This is a genomic window from Halobacillus sp. ABR2_026, assembly GCF_056158545.1.
Window position 1 is genome coordinate 1,870,870 of the sequence record NZ_JBSWTM010000001.1, and the last position, 17,564, is coordinate 1,888,433.

Consider the following 17,564-nt stretch of genomic DNA (forward strand, 5'->3'; position numbering starts at 1 on the left):
TGCATACACTTCCGTCAGAGGGTTTTCCCCTCTGGCGGATTTTTTTCGTACAATTTTATGGGCTAGTGCATAGAATGAATTAAACACGTCCTTAGGCCATTTTCCCGTTAGTCACCATTCGCCCAACCCAAGCATAGGATGGGTGGTAGAATAAGGAGGAGTGAAACCCTATGTCTTTTTTTGAACGAGATTACAGAGAAATTATTACGAAAGCTGTAATCGGCAAAGGAAAAAAGTTTACAGAATCCACACACACCATCAGCCCTTCGCACCGTCCGACTAGCATCCTAGGTTGCTGGGTCATCAATCACATCTACAATGCCAAGAAGAAAGGAGATCACGTTGAAATATCTGGAAGTTATGATGTGAACGTCTGGTATTCTTATAATGATAATACAAAGACAGAAGTCGTAACTGAACGAGTCAGCTATTGTGATTATGTCAAGTTGGCAGTAAAAGATGATAATTGTGTACATGATGACTTTGAGGTAATTGCTAAGGTCGTCCAACAGCCGAACTGTTTGGAAGCAAACATTTCAGGTAACGGACAGAAAATTGTTGTAGAAGTAGAAAGAGAGTTTTGTGTAGACGTCATCGGTGAGACGAAGTTGTGCGTGAAAGTGGATCCTCATGGCTGTGACAAAGACGATGACTATGATTACGACTTATCGTCTGATGATTTTTCTGCGATTGAAACGGACTTCCTACCATCCTCTTCAGACAGAGATCACGATAAACACGATTGATTATGAAATCCTTGCTGCCTCAGCGAGGATTTCTTTTTTCTCTTCGTATGGAAATTATATAGGAGCTCCTGATCGAAGTACTGGATTTTGTGGAGGGGGAGTCCCCTCCGCGCTCCCGCGGAAAGCAGGGCATTCCCCGCAGACCCTACACAAAAAATCTCAAAACAAATACTTTGGTATTCATGCCATAACCTTTCATAATGTCATGTTCTTTCGTGTAAGATTATTTGCCTCGTATGCTATAATGGGTGGAGAATCTTATGCACGTTTTGGAGGTTTACCCTATGGCACAATACACACCCATGATGCAGCAATATTTAAAAATTAAAGCAGACCAAAAAGATGCCTTTCTGTTTTTCCGGTTAGGCGATTTTTATGAGTTATTCTTCGAAGATGCTCAAAAGGCATCCCAGGAACTGGAGATTACACTCACAAGTAGGGACGGAGGAGAAAACGGCCGAATCCCAATGTGCGGAGTGCCTTACCATTCCGCAGATAATTACATAAAGCAGTTGATCGAGAAAGGCTACAAGGTGGCCATTTGTGAACAAGTGGAGGACCCTAAAACGACAAAGGGAGTCGTGAAGCGGGAAGTCGTCCAGCTTATTACTCCAGGTACGGTCATGGAAGGCAATATGCTCGATGAAAAAGAAAACAACTACCTGGCGTCATTGAGCGCATTCGACGATGGTTCTTATGTGGTCAGTTACAATGATCTGACCACAGGAGAGAATAGTGTGGCTTTAATTCCAGGCGGATTTGATGCAGCGTTAAGCGAATTGTACAGCCGTCCGGTCAAAGAGGTTGTCGTATCCCATGATTTTGATGTTGAACATAAGCAGATGTTGATCGATCGACTGGACTATACGGTGTCGCATCAGGGAGAGACAGAGATTTCTTCGGAATTCCACTCTCTTGTCAAAGATGTACACCAGGACAAGCTTCTGACCGGATTCGGGAGGCTGTTGAACTATATCCAGCATACACAGAAACGTTCGCTGGATCATCTGCAGCCTGTCACCGTCATTGAGTTGAAACAGTACATGACCCTCGATATGTATTCCAAGCGAAACCTGGAATTGCTGGAGACCATCAGAAAAAAAGGTAAGGCCGGCAGTCTCCTGTCCGTCATCGATAAAACCGTTACATCCATGGGGGCACGTATGCTCAAAAAGTGGATGGAGCGTCCATTATTGTCAGCTGATGCCATTGCTACAAGGCATGACCAGGTGGAAGGCTTCCTGGATCAGTTTTTCGAGCGGGAAACTTTAAGAGAAAACCTGTCGAACGTCTATGATTTGGAACGCCTGGCCGGTAGAGTAGCCTTTGGCAATGTCAATGCAAGAGATATGATTCAATTGAAGAACTCTTTAAATCATATCCCTGAGATCTTGTCGACGCTTTCGAATTTCTCTCACCCTTCTATCGGTAGACTTTATGAGGACATCGATCCTTTAGAAGAGTTGAAAGAACTCCTTGAGGAAAGTATCGCTAATGACCCTCCGATCACCATTAAGGAAGGTGGACTGATCCAGGATGGTTTTCATCAACAGCTCGATGATTATCGATATGCTTCTAAGAATGGAAAGCAATGGATCGCAGAACTTGAGCAAAAAGAAAGAGCAGATACAGGGATCAAATCATTGAAAATTGGTTATAACCGTGTGTTCGGTTACTATATTGAAGTGACGAAAGCGAATTTAAGACATCTTCCTGAAGGACGTTATGAACGAAAGCAGACCCTTACAAATGCAGAGCGCTTCATTACACCGGAATTGAAAGAGAAAGAAAGTATGATTCTTGAAGCACAGGACAAAAGTGTGGAACTTGAATATGAACTTTTCTTAGAGGTCAGGGAAAAAGTGAAAACCTATGTGAAGAGGCTGCAGCAGCTTGCCGAGCAATCAGCCGTATTGATGTTCTTCAAGGTTTTGCCCAGGCCGCGGAATCCAATCAATATGTAAGGCCGGAGTATCAGGGACAGCGGGTCGTTGACATCCGTCAGGGACGCCACCCTGTCGTCGAAAAGGTAATGCAGGAAGGGACGTTTGTACCGAACGATATCTATATGAACGAAGAAACAGATATGCTGCTGATTACCGGGCCGAACATGTCTGGTAAAAGTACGTATATGCGCCAACTGGCATTAACGGCTGTGTTAGGTCAAATGGGGTCCTTTGTTCCATGTCAATCTGCCAATCTTCCGGTGTTTGATCAAATTTTCACTAGGATTGGAGCTGCTGATGACCTTGTTTCTGGTCATAGTACATTCATGGTGGAGATGCTTGAAGCAAACCACGCGTTGAGCCATGCTACTGAAAACAGCCTGATCCTTTTAGATGAAATCGGCAGAGGGACGAGCACATATGACGGAATGGCACTGGCTCAAGCGATCGTTGAATACATTCACGGAGAAATCAATGCGAAAACATTGTTTTCCACTCATTATCATGAGTTGACATCATTGGAGGATCAACTCCAGCGGTTGAAGAACGTTCATGTACGTGCGGAAGAATATGAAGGGAATGTCGTATTCCTTCATCAGATCAAAGAGGGACCTGCCGATGAAAGTTACGGGATTCATGTGGCGAAGCTTGCTCAACTACCGGACGCTCTTATCAATCGAGCAACGGCTCTTCTTAATCAACTGGAGAATGCGGGATCAGATCATGGCAAGCAACCGTCTGTCCAGGCAGAACCTGAGGAACAGCTCAGTTTATTCATAGAGGAGAAAAAACCTGAGAAGACAGGGTCACATAAGAAGCGGGCCTCTATTGAAAAGCACTTGGAGTCACTTGATCTTATGGAGATGACACCAATGGATGCCATGAACGAATTGTACAAACTTCAAAAACGGTTGAAATCATAAAGGAGGAAACAGAGATGGCGCGTATCCGTCTGATGCCAGACCACTTAGCCAATAAAATAGCCGCCGGAGAAGTTGTTGAACGCCCAGCCTCTGTCGTCAAAGAACTGGTAGAAAACAGTATTGATGCAGGTGCCAAATGGGTGAAGGTTGAACTAATGGAAGCGGGTTTGCAGCGGATCCGGATCATTGATGATGGGGAGGGTATGGACGAAGAGGATTGCGAGCATGCTTTTCACAGACATGCGACGAGTAAAATTCTTGATGAGAACGACCTCTTTCATGTGCGCTCCCTTGGTTTTCGTGGAGAAGCACTGGCGAGTATAGCCGCTGTCAGCCGCTTAAGTATTCAAACATCTACCGGTGCGGAGGCAGGTACCAAAATGAACCTTGAAGGTGGGCACCTCGTCTCAAAAGGGAAAAGTGATGCAAGACAGGGGACGGATATTACGGTTGAGGAATTGTTCTTCAATACACCTGCCCGTCTAAAATATATGAAGACCATCCACACCGAGCTTGGTCATGTGACAGATGTATTGAACCGGATCGCTTTAGCGCATCCGGAAGTACAGTTTCTTTGCACTCATAATGAAAAGCAAATTTTCAAAACAAATGGTCGGGGAGATGTTCTTCAGGTCATCGCCCACATATACGGAATGAATGTTGCGAAAAAAATGATTCCCATACAAGTAGAAACCGCCGATTTTAAAATTGATGGTTACATCGCGAAACCTGAAGTCTACCGGGCATCACGAAACTATATGTCGACGATTATAAACGGACGCTTTATCCGTAGCATCCCTTTGAACAAAGCTGTGCTCCAGGGGTATCATACCCTTTTGCCGATTGGTAAAAGCCCGATTGTCGTATTGAATATCGATATGGATCCCATTCTCGTCGATGTAAACGTACACCCGTCCAAAATGGAAGTGCGTTTCAGTAAAGAAAAAGAATTATATGAATTATTGGAAGAAACCGTTCGGGCATCTTTCCGTAAACAGACGCTCATTCCTGACGTCTCGGAGACAAAACCGAAACCAGCAAAGGAAAGAACAGCTCAGGAGTCATTCGACCTTTATCAGTCGAGGCAGGAGGACGCTCACCGCGAGCGGGCATCTACGGTGGAGCACCTCGTGGAAAAAGGGGAAGAGCCCCCGCGGCAGGCGGATGAATTTCAGCACCATCAAAACCAATTGATCCGCGAAATGGTCCCGTCTGCAGAAGAAAAATTCGATGATCAGGATTCTTTTGTTCCTGAAGAGGAAAAGGGGCATAGGAACACAACGAAAGACCAGCCTCGCAGAGTGCCAACAATGCATCCGATCGGTCAGCTGCATGGAACGTATATTCTTGCCCAAAATGAAGATGGTATGTATATCGTTGATCAGCACGCTGCACAGGAAAGAATAAAATATGAGTTTTTCCGTGATAAACTTTCTGAAGTGCACCATGAAGTGCAGGAGCTTCTCGTTCCGATGACTTTTGAATTTTCGAAAGCTGAAGCGTTGAGGGTTGAAGAATATAAGGATTCTCTGGAAGAAGTGGGACTCTTCTTTGAGCCTTTCGGTGATACGACTTATATCGTGCGGAGTCATCCCCAGTGGTTTCCTGCCGGATTTGAAGAAGAAGTCATTCATGAGATGATCCAACAGCTGATGGAGAATGACCGAATCGATATTCTTAAACTGAGAGAAGAAGCTGCGATATTAATGTCCTGTAAACGATCGATCAAAGCAAATCATTATTTGAATCAGACCGATATGTTCCAGCTCCTTGAGGATTTACGAGAATCGACTGATCCATTCACTTGTCCCCACGGGAGACCCATCATTGTTTTCTTTTCCGAGTATGAGATGGAAAAAATGTTTAAACGAGTAATGTAAAAAGAGAGGCACCGATTTTACGGTGCCTCTCTTACTTTTTAATATGGGTTTACATAATATAATTATAATCACCTTATTATAAATGAGTGCAAAGGTTGGGTAGGGGGCTGTTCAAGAAATGTTTTTTTGCTGGAGAAGAAAGCGGAAATAGTTATCAATTTGTTTGATATCTTCCGGCTGGATTCCAAACCATGCTTTTTTATCGAAAAAAACAGGCTTTGAATATCCCTTCGTTTCCAGGAGTTGTTTAATTTCACGCATTTCATCTTCCTGTTGATCGCTTAAACCGAGGAGATAATCAGCGGTGGTATGAAGGGCGTTCGCGATCTTCGTAAGATCTTCAAGATCTGGAGAAGTATAGCTTCGCTCCCAATTCGATACGACTTGTGGGGACACACCGACTTTTTCAGCCAACATCGATTGTGTTAAACGTCTCTCTTTTCGAAGTGAACGAATTCTTTCATGGACCACTTAAGACGCCTCCTTTTCTATACTATAACACATACTAACGAAATGCGATAGTCAAACTAACGAATATTTTGAATATTACTAACGCAATCCGTTAGCGGGTATAACGGATTGCGTTAGTATATGGTCTGAGGTATGATTGTAGAGCCATTCATGTATAATAGAGACGTGTAAAGGGGGTGGGATAATGAAACCAGTGGTAGTTTCTGTTGTTGGTCCTACAGCTGTAGGGAAATCTAATTTGGGAATTCGATTGGCCAGTCGATTTGATGGGGAAGTGATCAGTGGAGATTCCATGCAGATTTACCGGAAGATGGATATCGGAACAGCGAAGGTTACGAAAGATGAGATGCAGGGAATCCCTCATCACATGATTGATTTCAAGAATCCTGATGAACCGTTCTCAGTAGCAGAGTTCCAACGTAAAGTGCAGGATTTGATTTGGGACATTCACAAACGGGGGAAACTTCCGGTCCTTGTAGGAGGCACGGGTCTGTACATACAAGCGACGCTTTTTGACTTTCAATTCTCTGAGCAGAAAAAGGACCCGGCAAAGATGGAGAAACTTGAAAAACAGCTGGAAGATAAGGGCAGGGACTATATGTACCGTCGTTTGATGGAAGTAGACCCTGATCAGGCAGCGAGAATTCATCCGAACAATGAGAGGCGGGTTCTCCGTGCCCTTGAAGTTTATGAAACGACAGGTCAGGCAATGAGTGACCGTCATCATCTACAACAAAAGGAATCCCCTTTCTCTCCTCATCTGATCGGTTTGGAAATGGACAGGGAATTATTGTATGAACGAATCAATGAGCGAGTCGACAAAATGATGGAGGAAGGCCTCCTGGAAGAAGTTCGTAATTTACTGGAAAGCGGCTTAAAAGGTGCTCAATCGATGCAGGCCATTGGTTATAAGGAATTGATTCCTTATTTTGAAGGATCCTGTACACTTGAAGAAGCGGTCGAGCTCTTGAAAAGGAACTCCAGGAGATATGCGAAGCGTCAGTATACCTATTTTAAGAACAAAATGGACATCACTTGGTATGAGATTGACCCTTCGAATTATGAGGAGAAATTTGAAACAATTTTAGACGATTTAGCAGGAAAGATCGGCTAATACGTAGAAACGTATATTTACAGATAGAATAGAGGAGGAAGATCCATGGCCCAATCAGTTAATATTCAGGACAATTATTTGAATCAATTAAGGAAAGAACGCATGCAGGTAACCGTCTTTCTGCTCAATGGTTTTCAATTGAGAGGCATTGTTAAAGCCTTTGACAATTTTACTGTTTTGCTGGAGACAGAAGGGAAGCAGCAATTGATCTTTAAACATGCAATTTCCACTTTTGCTCCTATTAAAAATGTTACATTGGATAAAGAATAGGTAGAAATGGTCTGAAAATGTTCCAGAAGCGGGTGCCTTGTAAAGGTGCCCGCTTCTTTCATTTTTACTTGAGATGAGCGAATAAAGCATGTTCGGCCTTGGGCGTTTGTCACAGGTGGACTTCCATATGCGTATGATGAAGAAGTATGAGGAGGGATCGATGTGCAACCCCAGGCAAATATAGCGAGACCCGGCACGATCAACATTGTGTTAAGTGATTCCAAACAAAAAGCTGCGCCTGCATCCACTAATGGAGCACTCGAACAGACAGCCGCCCCTTTTGTGGAAATTGATGAGTGCTTTCGTTCCATAGTTGGGATGGAAGAATTGAAGGTAAGGTTGAAGGAGATCTACGCACAAGTCCTCGTGTCTAAGAAAAGACAGGAAGTGGGTCTTAAATCGAACCAACAAGTTCTTCACATGGTGTTCCACGGAAACCCTGGCACGGGGAAGACGACGGTGGCCCGAATGGCGGCCGCTTTATTTCGGGATGTAGGTGTCCTTGAAAAGGGGCAGTTCATTGAAGCGGATCGGAGTGATCTGGTTGGTGAATACATCGGTCACACCGCTCAGAAGACTAAAGACTTGATTCATAAAGCACTCGGTGGTGTTCTCTTTATCGATGAAGCGTACTCCTTAGCAAGAGGCGGGGAGAAAGATTTCGGCAAGGAAGCGATTGATACCATGGTTAAATGCATGGAAGACCATCATAATGAGTTTATTATCATACTTGCTGGTTACCCCGAAGAAATGGAAGATTTTCTAACACTAAACCCAGGGCTTGCTTCGCGCTTCCCCATTCAGCTCTCCTTCAAGGACTACACGGCAAAAGAACTTACTCAGATTGCTTTTGGAATGATTAGTGAGAGGGAATATTGTTTAACGAAAGAGGCGGAGCGAAAGCTTTTTCAACATTTGCATATCGTCTATACAAGGCGTGAGGAGAATTTTTCAAATGCTCGTTATGTAAGGAATCTCATTGAAGAAGCCATCCGCAAACATGCTTGGAGAGTGGTCGTAAGCCCCCATCCGAAAAAGAGGACGTTAATGACCTTGGAGGCGGAGGATTTCAGTTTTTAGCTTCCTGGCTCGCAGGAAGTGTGTCTATATTCATGCCGCTCCGTTTTCTGTTATGATGAGAAGGAGACAGGCAGATGGAAAAGTAGGTGAAGATTTATGTCAAAAGAGTTGGTAGTATTAGTAGCGAGAAAGGATCCACAGGAACAGGAGGAGCGGTTTCAATCTTCCTTGGAAGAACTGCAGTCCTTAACGGAAACCGCTGACGGAGAAGTGTGTAAAATTATTACTCAAAAGCGTGACCGGGTTCACCCGGCTACATATTTAGGTGACGGGAAATTAGAAGAGATCAGAGAAGCTGCCGAAGATGTGGAAGCAGAACTCGTCATATTCAACGATGAACTGTCCCCTGGTCAGTTAAGGAACATTGCTGACAGGGTAGGTGTGCGTGTCATAGACAGAAGTCAGCTGATATTGGATATATTCGCAGGCCGGGCGCGTACGAAAGAAGGTAAGCTTCAAGTTGAGCTTGCTCAGCTGCAATATTTGCTGCCTCGTCTATCTGGACAGGGAACAGCTCTCTCCCGTTTAGGTGGGGGATCGGTACCCGTGGTCCCGGTGAAACTAAATTGGAAACGGATCGCCGCCATATTCAAAGAAGAATTGATGACATCAAAAAACGTCTGGATGCCGTCGTGAAACAGCGTGAGCAGTATCGAAAACGGCGTAAAGAAAATCGGGCGTTTCAAGTCGCTATCGTGGGCTATACGAATGCCGGGAAATCGACTTTCTTCAATAGAGTAACAGATAGCCAATCTTTCGAGGAAGACTTGTTATTCGCGACACTCGACCCGTTGACAAGGCAAATGAGCCTCCCGTCAGGATTTTTGGCACTTTTATCTGATACAGTAGGATTTATACAGGATTTGCCGACCACGTTGATTGCAGCTTTCAGATCAACGCTTGAAGAGGTGACAGAAGCTGATTTTGTCATTCACATGGTGGATGCTTCTCACCCTGACCACATTCAACAGGAGAAGACGGTTCTTCGGCTATTGGAAGATCTCGGTGCAGGCCAGCTCCCTATATTAACGGTTTACAATAAAAAAGACTTGCTGCAAGGCGACTTTATTCCTCATTCCTTTCCTTCATTGACGGTCAGTGTCCATGATCCAATCGATCGTAAACGCGTCCTTCACAAAATGGAAGAAGTTTTGAAAGAGGAATGGGATGAATATGATGTTTTCATTCCAGCTGAAGAAGGGAAGCGGCTTCAGCAGTTCAAAACCTACAGTATGGTAACAAGCATCCATTTTTATGAGGAAAAAGAAGGGTATGCGCTGCATGGATTCATTCATCCTGAACACCCTTTGAAACATCAGATCCTTTAGATGGAAAATTACAAACATAAATGAAATTACGCAAGATAGGAAGAGGTTACATCATGAATATTCAAGAATTAAAAAACCGAGTGGAAAAAGAAATCAAGGCTCCGCACGCAATTGTCGATGAAATCGTTGAATACAACCAAGCGAAAGTGTTGAGAGCCTTTCACAAATTAAGAGTCAGCGACTCCCATTTTAATCCGACGACAGGGTACGGTTACGACGATTTTGGACGGGATACCCTCGAGGCCCTTTATGCGGAGATCTTTAAAGGAGAAGACGCTCTCGTTCGCCCACAGCTCATATCAGGGACTCATGCCATCACAACCGCCTTGTTCGGGGTGCTCCGTCCTGGTGATGAGCTTCTATACATATCGGGGGAACCTTATGACACATTGAGAGACGTCATCGGTTCTGAAGACGAACGTGATACAGGGTCGCTTTCAGATTTCGGTGTGGGGTATCAGTCGGTCTCGTTGAAGGAGGACGGGGACTTCTCCCGATCTACTATCTGCGCAGCTATGAATGATCAAACGAAAGTCGTTGCCATCCAGCGATCGAAAGGCTATGAGGACCGCCCTTCCTTTACGCTTGATGCTTTGGAGTCCATCATTCGATTCGTACGTGAGATCAATGAAGAGGTCATTATTTTTGTAGATAATTGTTATGGTGAATTCGTGGAGATGAAAGAACCTTTGGAAGTAGGAGCGGATTTGATTGCTGGTTCATTGATCAAAAACCCTGGCGGAGGGATTGCAAGAGTTGGAGGATACATCGCAGGGCGGAGCGACCTCATTGAAAAATGCAGCTACCGTTTGACTGCTCCTGGTTTAGGGAAAGAAACTGGCCCGAGCTTAAACACCCTTCAGGAAATGTATCAGGGGATTTTCCTTGCACCACACGTCGTAGGAGAAGCGCTGAAAGGAGCGATCTTCACTTCCAAATACCTGAGTGAATGGGGCTTTGATACAAATCCTGGTTTTAATGCCAAGCGGACTGACTTGATTCAATCGGTTAATTTTCAAACCGCCGATCAAATGATCAAGTTCTGTCAATCCATCCAGCAAGCTTCGCCTGTGAACTCCCACTTCAAGCCAGAGCCAAGTGCAATGCCGGGATATGATGATGAAGTCATCATGGCAGCGGGTACGTTCATCCAAGGGGCGAGTCTCGAGTTGACGGCGGATGGTCCTATCCGACCTCCCTATACAGCTTTCGTTCAAGGGGGACTGACGTATGCACATGTTAAGCTTGCTGTCGTCCAGGCTGTAGCACAGATGGTAGATGAGGGAATGGTCAAAGCTTGAAGAGAAAGGTATGATACCCCTTTCATAAATTGTGTGAACATTCCTCACATATGTTGACATATCCCTTGCGTGACGTATAATTAAAGTATCATTCTTATGGGGAGGAGGCACATCGATGAGTGATGAAATTCGTCGTTCTATGCCGTTGTTCCCGATGGGGATTGTTCAATCTTTGACAGACCTTACTGCACGCCAAATTCGGTATTATGAACAGCATGAGCTTGTTCAGCCGGCGCGTTCAGAAGGGAACCGCCGCATGTTTTCATTCAATGATGTCGATCGACTGTTGGAAATTAAAGATCTGATCGATCAGGGAGTCAACATGGCCGGAATTAAAAAAGTTCTGAAGATGCACAGCGATTCAGAAAATGAAGCGTATGATGAAAAGCAAGTGAAAGAAGTGCACAATGAACTTACTGAAAAAGAGCTTCGTCGGATGTTACAACGAGAACTATTCACAGCGGGAAGACAAGGTAAATTAGCAATTAGACAGGGAGAAATGTCCAGGTTCTTCCATTAATCTTGTGTCGAGAGGGGAAATTCAATGGGTTTAACTAAAGAAGAAATTTACAAGAAAATCGATGAAGAAAACGTCAAGTTCATCCGCCTGCAGTTTACGGATATGCTTGGCACAATCAAAAATGTGGAAATTCCACTAAGCCAGTTGGATAAAGCAATTGATGGCATGATGATGTTTGACGGATCCTCCATCGAAGGATTCGTACGAATAGAGGAGTCCGATATGTATCTGGTACCGGATTTGGATACGTTCGTCGTCTTCCCTTGGACGTCCGAGAAAGGGAAAGTCGCACGCTTCATCTGTGACATTTACAACCCAGACCAGACTCCATTTGAAGGATGCCCACGCTACAATTTGAAGCGTAACATCAAGAAAATGGAGAAACTAGGTTTTTCCGCTTTCAATATCGGTACGGAACCTGAGTTTTTCCTATTCAAATTAGATGAAAAAGGCGATCCGACGATGGAATTGAATGATAAAGGCGGGTATTTCGACTTGGCCCCAACCGATCTTGGGGAAAACTGCCGACGTGATATCGTTTTGGAGCTTGAGGAAATGGGCTTTGAAATTGAAGCTTCCCACCATGAAGTAGCTCCTGGGCAGCATGAGATTGACTTTAAATATGCAGATGCTGTCAAACACTGTGATGATATCCAGACTTTCAAACTAGTGGTCAAAACGATTGCGCGTCAACATGGTTTGCATGCGACATTTATGCCTAAACCGTTGTTCGGTGTCAACGGATCAGGAATGCATGCCAATATGTCTCTTTTCAACGAAAAAGGTAATGCTTTCTTCGACGAAAAAGGAAAAGAGCAGCTTTCTGAAGTCGCCTATCAATTCACAGCGGGTATTATTAAACATGCCACCAATTTTACAGCGGTCACAAACCCTACAGTCAACTCTTACAAGCGTCTCGTTCCGGGTTATGAGGCACCATGTTATGTAGCCTGGTCGGGTCAAAACCGGAGCCCTCTCGTACGTGTACCCACTTCCCGTGGGTTAAGCACCCGAATCGAGGTGCGCAGCGTGGACCCATCAGCCAACCCTTATATGGCGATGGCAGTTCTTCTTGCTGCAGGACTTGATGGTGTTGAAAATAAATTGGAAGCTCCGGCACCTGTAGACCGGAATATCTATGTTATGGATAAGAAAGAACGGGAAGCCCATGGAGTAAAAGACCTTCCTGCCACGCTTTATGACGCGCTGGAAGAGCTGCACAAAGATTCAATCATGGTAGAAGCTCTCGGTGAACACCTATTTGAACACTTCATTGAAGCGAAGGAAATTGAATGGGATATGTTCCGTACACAGGTTCATCCGTGGGAGAGAGAACAATACTTGCAAACCTATTAAGTACCAAAGCCTTGAAGCATACCATGCTTCAAGGCTTTTTTGTTCAGGGAAATTTCATAATTTTGGTCGTATACTTTTGGCTGCGAAATACATATAATAAAAACAAGAACAAATGTTCGTTTAGGGGGTGTGTTGCGAATGGACTCCTTATTCAATCGGTCAAAAATGGAAAAGATAAAACTTGAACTGATCTATATGAACAAAGAGGGGGCGGTGTCTCAACGGACAGTCAGGATCGTCGGTATACAGGATTTATATGTAACGGCATACTGCTATGAGCGAAAGCAGGTAAGGACATTTATGAAAGAAAACATCCTGTCTGTCCTGCCCAAGTCCTACCTAGGAAATAGATACGGCGCATAAAAAAGAGAGACGAGTGCTGACTCGTCTCTCTTTTTTAGTGTACGGTCCGATAAAGACCAACGACTTTCCCTAAAATGGCCACATCTTGTAATAAAATCGGCTCCATTGTGGCGTTTTCCGGTTGGAGGCGGACATGGTTTCTCTCTTTAAAGAAACGTTTTACGGTTGCTTCTTCGTCCTCTGTCATAGCAACGACGATATCGCCATTCTGTGCGGTCTGTTGCTGTCTGACGATAACCATATCTCCATCAAGAATACCAGCTTCGATCATACTCTCTCCCTGGACGATGAGAACGAACGTATTGTCATCCGAACCTGCGAGCGTATCTGGAAGCGGAACATATTCTTCAATATTCTCTACTGCGGTAATCGGAGACCCGGCTGTAACTTTACCAATAACTGGAGCGTAGGACGCTTCACTCCTTGGAATGCTGTGATCTTCTTCCAATTCAATCACTTCAATGGCACGAGGCTTTGTAGGGTCGCGTCTGATATACCCTTTTTTCTCCAGCCTGGACAAGTGCCCATGGACTGTTGAACTGGATGCGAGGCCGACGGATTGTCCGATCTCTCTAACAGATGGCGGATAACCTTTCAATAAAACTTGTTCTTTAATGAAATCTAGTATTTCCTGCTGCCGTTTTGAAAGTTTACTCATAGATTAGCACCTCGTACATAGGATTATAGTAACCACATTGTACCACCTATGTTTCAGAAATACAAACACGCGTTCGAAAAAAAGCCATTGACAAGAACCTGTGTTCGTATATAATAAAAGTAACAAACGCGAACACAGGTTCTTAGGAACGTTCGTTCTACAATATCGGAGGAGGATTTTCTTATGTTCAACAAACTATCTAAGCTCGATTACACGTATATTATTCTTTTTATTGTTAGTTTCATCATTCTCTATTATTCTATGGTAACGACCGTATAAATAGAGAGAAGAGAGGATCGTCCAGGTGAAGGTAATCATATATTGCAGAGTAAGTACTGAAAAAGAGGTGCAGGTAACTTCATTGAACCGGCAGAAGTCTGAATTGACAAGTATGGCTGAGGCCCATGGTTATGAAGTGGTTGAATGTATCGAAGAACAGGCAAGTGGCTATGAAATCGAACGGGAAGGGGTCTTCCGGATGTTGGAATTCTTTTCTTCTGGACAAGCGGATGCCCTTTTGGTTCAGGATGAAACTCGCTTGGGACGCGGGAATACGAAGATTGCTCTTTTTCATCAATTGAACCGGCTGGGAATTAAAGTTCTATCCTTATCCAATAACGGGGAACTGGAGTTGTCAGAATCGGACTCAATGGTATTGCAGATCGTAGGAATCGTCGAGGAATACCAAAGAAAAATACATAACATGAAGATACGGCGTGGAATGAGAAAAGCCGTAGCGGGTGGTTATGATCCATCCGCGAATTTATCCAACAGGGATCAGGCACCGGGCCGTGAGAGGATCGATTTCCCGATTGAGGAAGTCATGAGGTTAAGGAAGAACGATCTGACGTTTAAGGATATAGCCGCTACTCTTCGTGGTCTCGGATATGATGTTTCGAAAGCAACCGTCCACAGGAGATACAAAGAGTACCTATCCCTTGAAAAAGGTGAGGAATCAAGGTAATATAATGATTGAAGACAAGAGTCCCTAGATTTCTTGTCTTTTTCGTATGTATATGATCCAGACTACAAGCAAAGGAGAAGGATCTATGTTATCTAAAGAAAAAATTAATCGTATAAATGAATTGGCTAATAAATCCAAAGAGCAGGAGCTTACGAAGAATGAAAAAGCAGAGCAGCAGAAACTCCGCCAGGAATATTTGAAAAATGCCCGTCAATCCTTTAAAAACCAACTGAAAGGCGTAACAGTCGTTGATCCTAAAGGAAATGACGTTACCCCTGAAAAGCTTCGCCAAATGCAGAAGAATGAAAAAAAGAATTGATAGTTAATGATCCGTATTCGTTTTTTCGAATACGGATTTTTTGTTTATTTCCCTCGATCAAGGGGAAATTAGGTGGGAGGTTGTGCAAAGATTGCGCACAACGCTTGTCTCAAAGCGAATTTCATTATAGGATAATACATGGTACATATACCTGAATAGAAAGGGGAATGTTCAACATGGCAAACAGCCTTGAACAAACATCAATCAATACGATCAGAACATTAACAATCGATGCAGTAGAGAAAGCAAACTCCGGCCACCCTGGAATGCCGATGGGTGCAGCACCGATGGCATATACATTATGGACCCAGTTCATGGATCATAATCCGAAGAACTCGAACTGGTTTGACCGTGACCGTTTCGTCTTATCTGCTGGCCACGGATCCATGCTATTGTATAGTCTGCTTCACTTATCCGGTTATAACGTGACCATGGACGATTTGAAATCCTTCCGTCAGTGGGATTCTAAAACACCGGGGCACCCGGAATTTGGTCACACCGATGGAGTAGAGGCGACAACAGGTCCCCTTGGGCAAGGAATCGCGATGGCTACAGGCATGGCCATGGCGGAAGCACACCTTGCAGGGAAATACAACCGTGAAGGTTATAACGTAGTCGATCACTATACGTACACGATTTGTGGAGATGGAGACCTTATGGAAGGTGTATCTCAGGAATCTGCTTCACTTGCTGGTCACCTTGGCCTTGGCAAATTAATCGTCCTTTATGATTCCAATGATATTTCTCTTGATGGTGATCTTGACCGCTCGTTCAGTGAGAGTGTGGAAAAACGCTACGAAGCTTACGGCTGGCAAGTCATCCGTGTCGAAGATGGAACGAGTACAGAGGAAGTAGCTAAAGCTCTGGAACAGGCAAGAGCGAATACCGAACAGCCGACAATGATCGAAGTGAAGACGGTGATCGGCTATGGTTCTCCGAACAAATCTGGTAAATCAGCTTCCCACGGAGCTCCTCTAGGGGAAGATGAAGTGACTGCAGCCAAGCAGTTCTATGAATGGGAACACGAGCCTTTCCACGTACCAGAGGAAGTTTATCAGGACTTCAAAGCTAAAGTACAACAGAACGGTCAGGATAAGGAAGAGTCCTGGAACAGCTTGATGGCTCAATATAAAGAAGCTTATCCAGAGCTTGCAGAAGAACTTGAACGTGCGATTCGTGGAGAACTGCCAGAAGGTTGGGCGGATAATCTTCCAACATATAAAGTGGGAGAAGACGGCCCGGCAACACGCGCAGCTTCCGGCGATGCGATCAATGCTCTTTCACAGGCGATTCCGAACTTCTTCGGAGGCAGCGCCGACCTAGCAGGATCTAATAAAACCGCTGTTAAAGGAGAAGAAGACTTCTCCCGAAACAACTATGCAGGACGCAACATTTGGTTCGGTGTACGTGAATTCGCAATGGCTTCTGCATTGAACGGTATGGGTCTTCATGGCGGTCTTGAAGTATATGCGGGCACTTTCTTCGTGTTCAGTGATTACCTCCGTCCGGCCGTCCGCCTTTCCGCGCTGCAGAATCTTCCAGTAAACTATGTGTTTACACATGATTCAGTGGCTGTCGGTGAAGACGGGCCGACACACGAACCAGTTGAACAACTTGCTTCACTACGCGCAATGCCGAATCTTTCCGTGCTTCGTCCTGCAGATGGGAACGAAACCAACGCAGCATGGAGACTTGCGCTTGAGTCCGAAACGACACCTACAGCGCTCGTATTGACGCGTCAGGGTCTGCCGACATTGGAAGGCACAGCTGAGCATGCTTATGAAGGCATGAAAAAAGGTGCTTACATCCTGAGTGATTCTGATAAAGAGGAGCCGGATGCTATTCTACTTGCTTCAGGTTCTGAAGTGCAGTTGATTGTAGAAGCTCAAACAGAACTTAAGAAGAATGGTTATGATGTACGTGTAGTAAGCGTACCTTCATTTGACCGCTTTGAAGCACAGTCGAAAGAATATAAAGAACAGGTACTACCTTCTTCTGTCCGCCAGCGTCTGGCAGTCGAAATGGGAGCATCGTTCGGTTGGGAACGATATGTAGGCTTAGATGGCTCTGTGATCGGAATTGACAAATTCGGAGCATCAGCCCCGGGTAACACGGTCATTGAGAACTATGGTTTCACTGTTGAAAATGTCGTAAAACATGCTGAAAACTTGATGAAATAATAGAAGGGGAAGCTGCCTTTGAACAAGGCAGCTTCTTTACTTGAGAGAGTAATGATCTTATTTAAAGGTAAGAATTCCACACAAGGAAACCCTTTTCTGATCCATTGCTCTATGTGATATAATAGACATAAGAATGATTGTTGTC

14 protein-coding genes and 2 pseudogenes are annotated in these 17,564 nt (G+C 44.5%); 14 read left to right on the top strand and 2 right to left on the bottom strand.

Translation table 11 applies throughout. The features are described 5' to 3' along the window. Positions 1–170 precede the first annotated feature (170 nt). The 3 genes and pseudogenes from cotE (at position 171) to mutL (ending at position 5,495) form a co-directional block, all read left to right on the top strand. The gene (gene cotE, locus ACXADE_RS09675) at positions 171–746 is read left to right on the top strand and encodes an outer spore coat protein CotE (protein ID WP_474980270.1); all 576 of its coding nucleotides are present in this window, start codon (positions 171–173) and stop codon (positions 744–746) included. A gap of 284 nt (positions 747–1,030) precedes the next feature. Beyond that, positions 1,031–3,615: pseudogene (gene mutS / locus ACXADE_RS09680) on the top strand (DNA mismatch repair protein MutS). A 14-nt stretch (positions 3,616–3,629) separates the two neighbouring features. After that, positions 3,630–5,495 carry a DNA mismatch repair endonuclease MutL gene (mutL, locus tag ACXADE_RS09685; RefSeq protein ID WP_474980271.1) on the top strand — a complete coding sequence of 622 codons (1,866 nt, stop codon included), beginning with the start codon at positions 3,630–3,632 and terminating at the stop codon, positions 5,493–5,495. Positions 5,496–5,606: 111 nt separating this feature from the next. Here mutL and ACXADE_RS09690 read toward each other — a convergent pair whose 3' ends face one another. Beyond that, entirely contained in the window at positions 5,607–5,966 is a 360-nt protein-coding gene (locus ACXADE_RS09690; RefSeq protein ID WP_474980272.1) for a helix-turn-helix domain-containing protein, read from the bottom strand. Between the two features lie 184 nt (positions 5,967–6,150). On the opposite strand from ACXADE_RS09690, the gene miaA reads away from it, so the two are divergent. The 8 genes and pseudogenes from miaA (at position 6,151) to ACXADE_RS09730 (ending at position 13,298) form a co-directional block, all read left to right on the top strand. Then, positions 6,151–7,080, top strand: a complete 930-nt coding sequence (gene miaA / locus ACXADE_RS09695) for a tRNA (adenosine(37)-N6)-dimethylallyltransferase MiaA (RefSeq protein ID WP_474980273.1) — start codon at positions 6,151–6,153, stop codon at positions 7,078–7,080. Between the two features lie 45 nt (positions 7,081–7,125). Next, positions 7,126–7,350 (top strand): RNA chaperone Hfq, encoded by a 225-nt coding sequence (gene hfq, locus ACXADE_RS09700; RefSeq protein WP_474980274.1) that lies wholly within the window; start codon positions 7,126–7,128, stop codon positions 7,348–7,350. 162 nt (positions 7,351–7,512) lie between these two features. Beyond that, entirely contained in the window at positions 7,513–8,430 is a 918-nt protein-coding gene (locus ACXADE_RS09705) for an AAA family ATPase (protein ID WP_474980275.1), read from the top strand. 96 nt (positions 8,431–8,526) lie between these two features. After that, a pseudogene (gene hflX, locus ACXADE_RS09710) lies at positions 8,527–9,758 on the top strand (GTPase HflX). A 53-nt stretch (positions 9,759–9,811) separates the two neighbouring features. Beyond that, positions 9,812–11,059: a methionine gamma-lyase family protein gene (locus ACXADE_RS09715; RefSeq protein WP_474980276.1), complete on the top strand. Its 1,248-nt coding sequence runs from the start codon at positions 9,812–9,814 to the stop codon at positions 11,057–11,059. A gap of 115 nt (positions 11,060–11,174) precedes the next feature. Continuing rightward, positions 11,175–11,579: a MerR family transcriptional regulator gene (locus ACXADE_RS09720; protein ID WP_474980277.1), complete on the top strand. Its 405-nt coding sequence runs from the start codon at positions 11,175–11,177 to the stop codon at positions 11,577–11,579. A gap of 24 nt (positions 11,580–11,603) precedes the next feature. Beyond that, positions 11,604–12,935 carry a type I glutamate--ammonia ligase gene (glnA, locus tag ACXADE_RS09725; RefSeq protein WP_474980278.1) on the top strand — a complete coding sequence of 444 codons (1,332 nt, stop codon included), beginning with the start codon at positions 11,604–11,606 and terminating at the stop codon, positions 12,933–12,935. 138 nt (positions 12,936–13,073) lie between these two features. Beyond that, positions 13,074–13,298: a hypothetical protein gene (locus ACXADE_RS09730; protein WP_474980279.1), complete on the top strand. Its 225-nt coding sequence runs from the start codon at positions 13,074–13,076 to the stop codon at positions 13,296–13,298. Between the two features lie 34 nt (positions 13,299–13,332). On the opposite strand, the gene lexA is transcribed toward ACXADE_RS09730, so the two are convergent. Next, entirely contained in the window at positions 13,333–13,956 is a 624-nt protein-coding gene (gene lexA, locus ACXADE_RS09735) for a transcriptional repressor LexA (RefSeq protein ID WP_474980280.1), read from the bottom strand. A gap of 304 nt (positions 13,957–14,260) precedes the next feature. Between lexA and ACXADE_RS09740 the strand changes: the two genes are divergently transcribed. The 3 genes from ACXADE_RS09740 (at position 14,261) to tkt (ending at position 17,419) form a co-directional block, all read left to right on the top strand. Then, entirely contained in the window at positions 14,261–14,920 is a 660-nt protein-coding gene (locus ACXADE_RS09740; protein WP_474980281.1) for a YneB family resolvase-like protein, read from the top strand. 85 nt (positions 14,921–15,005) lie between these two features. Then, on the top strand, positions 15,006–15,239 hold the full coding sequence (locus ACXADE_RS09745) for a DUF896 domain-containing protein (protein ID WP_474980282.1): 234 nt from the start codon (positions 15,006–15,008) through the stop codon (positions 15,237–15,239). Between the two features lie 176 nt (positions 15,240–15,415). Beyond that, the gene (gene tkt / locus ACXADE_RS09750) at positions 15,416–17,419 is read left to right on the top strand and encodes a transketolase (RefSeq protein ID WP_474980283.1); all 2,004 of its coding nucleotides are present in this window, start codon (positions 15,416–15,418) and stop codon (positions 17,417–17,419) included. Positions 17,420–17,564 lie beyond the last annotated feature (145 nt).

Excerpts from the sequence above, each read along its gene's own strand:
- glnA (WP_474980278.1), top strand. The coding sequence starts at position 11,604 with ATGGGTTTAACTAAAGAAGAAATTTACAAGAAAATCGATGAAGAAAAC.
- lexA (WP_474980280.1), bottom strand. The coding sequence starts at position 13,956 with ATGAGTAAACTTTCAAAACGGCAGCAGGAAATACTAGATTTCATTAAA.
- ACXADE_RS09720 (WP_474980277.1), top strand. The coding sequence starts at position 11,175 with ATGAGTGATGAAATTCGTCGTTCTATGCCGTTGTTCCCGATGGGGATT.
- cotE (WP_474980270.1), top strand. The coding sequence starts at position 171 with ATGTCTTTTTTTGAACGAGATTACAGAGAAATTATTACGAAAGCTGTA.
- mutL (WP_474980271.1), top strand. The coding sequence starts at position 3,630 with ATGGCGCGTATCCGTCTGATGCCAGACCACTTAGCCAATAAAATAGCC.
- miaA (WP_474980273.1), top strand. The coding sequence starts at position 6,151 with ATGAAACCAGTGGTAGTTTCTGTTGTTGGTCCTACAGCTGTAGGGAAA.
- hfq (WP_474980274.1), top strand. The coding sequence starts at position 7,126 with ATGGCCCAATCAGTTAATATTCAGGACAATTATTTGAATCAATTAAGG.
- tkt (WP_474980283.1), top strand. The coding sequence starts at position 15,416 with ATGGCAAACAGCCTTGAACAAACATCAATCAATACGATCAGAACATTA.
- ACXADE_RS09730 (WP_474980279.1), top strand. The coding sequence starts at position 13,074 with ATGGACTCCTTATTCAATCGGTCAAAAATGGAAAAGATAAAACTTGAA.
- ACXADE_RS09715 (WP_474980276.1), top strand. The coding sequence starts at position 9,812 with ATGAATATTCAAGAATTAAAAAACCGAGTGGAAAAAGAAATCAAGGCT.
- ACXADE_RS09745 (WP_474980282.1), top strand. The coding sequence starts at position 15,006 with ATGTTATCTAAAGAAAAAATTAATCGTATAAATGAATTGGCTAATAAA.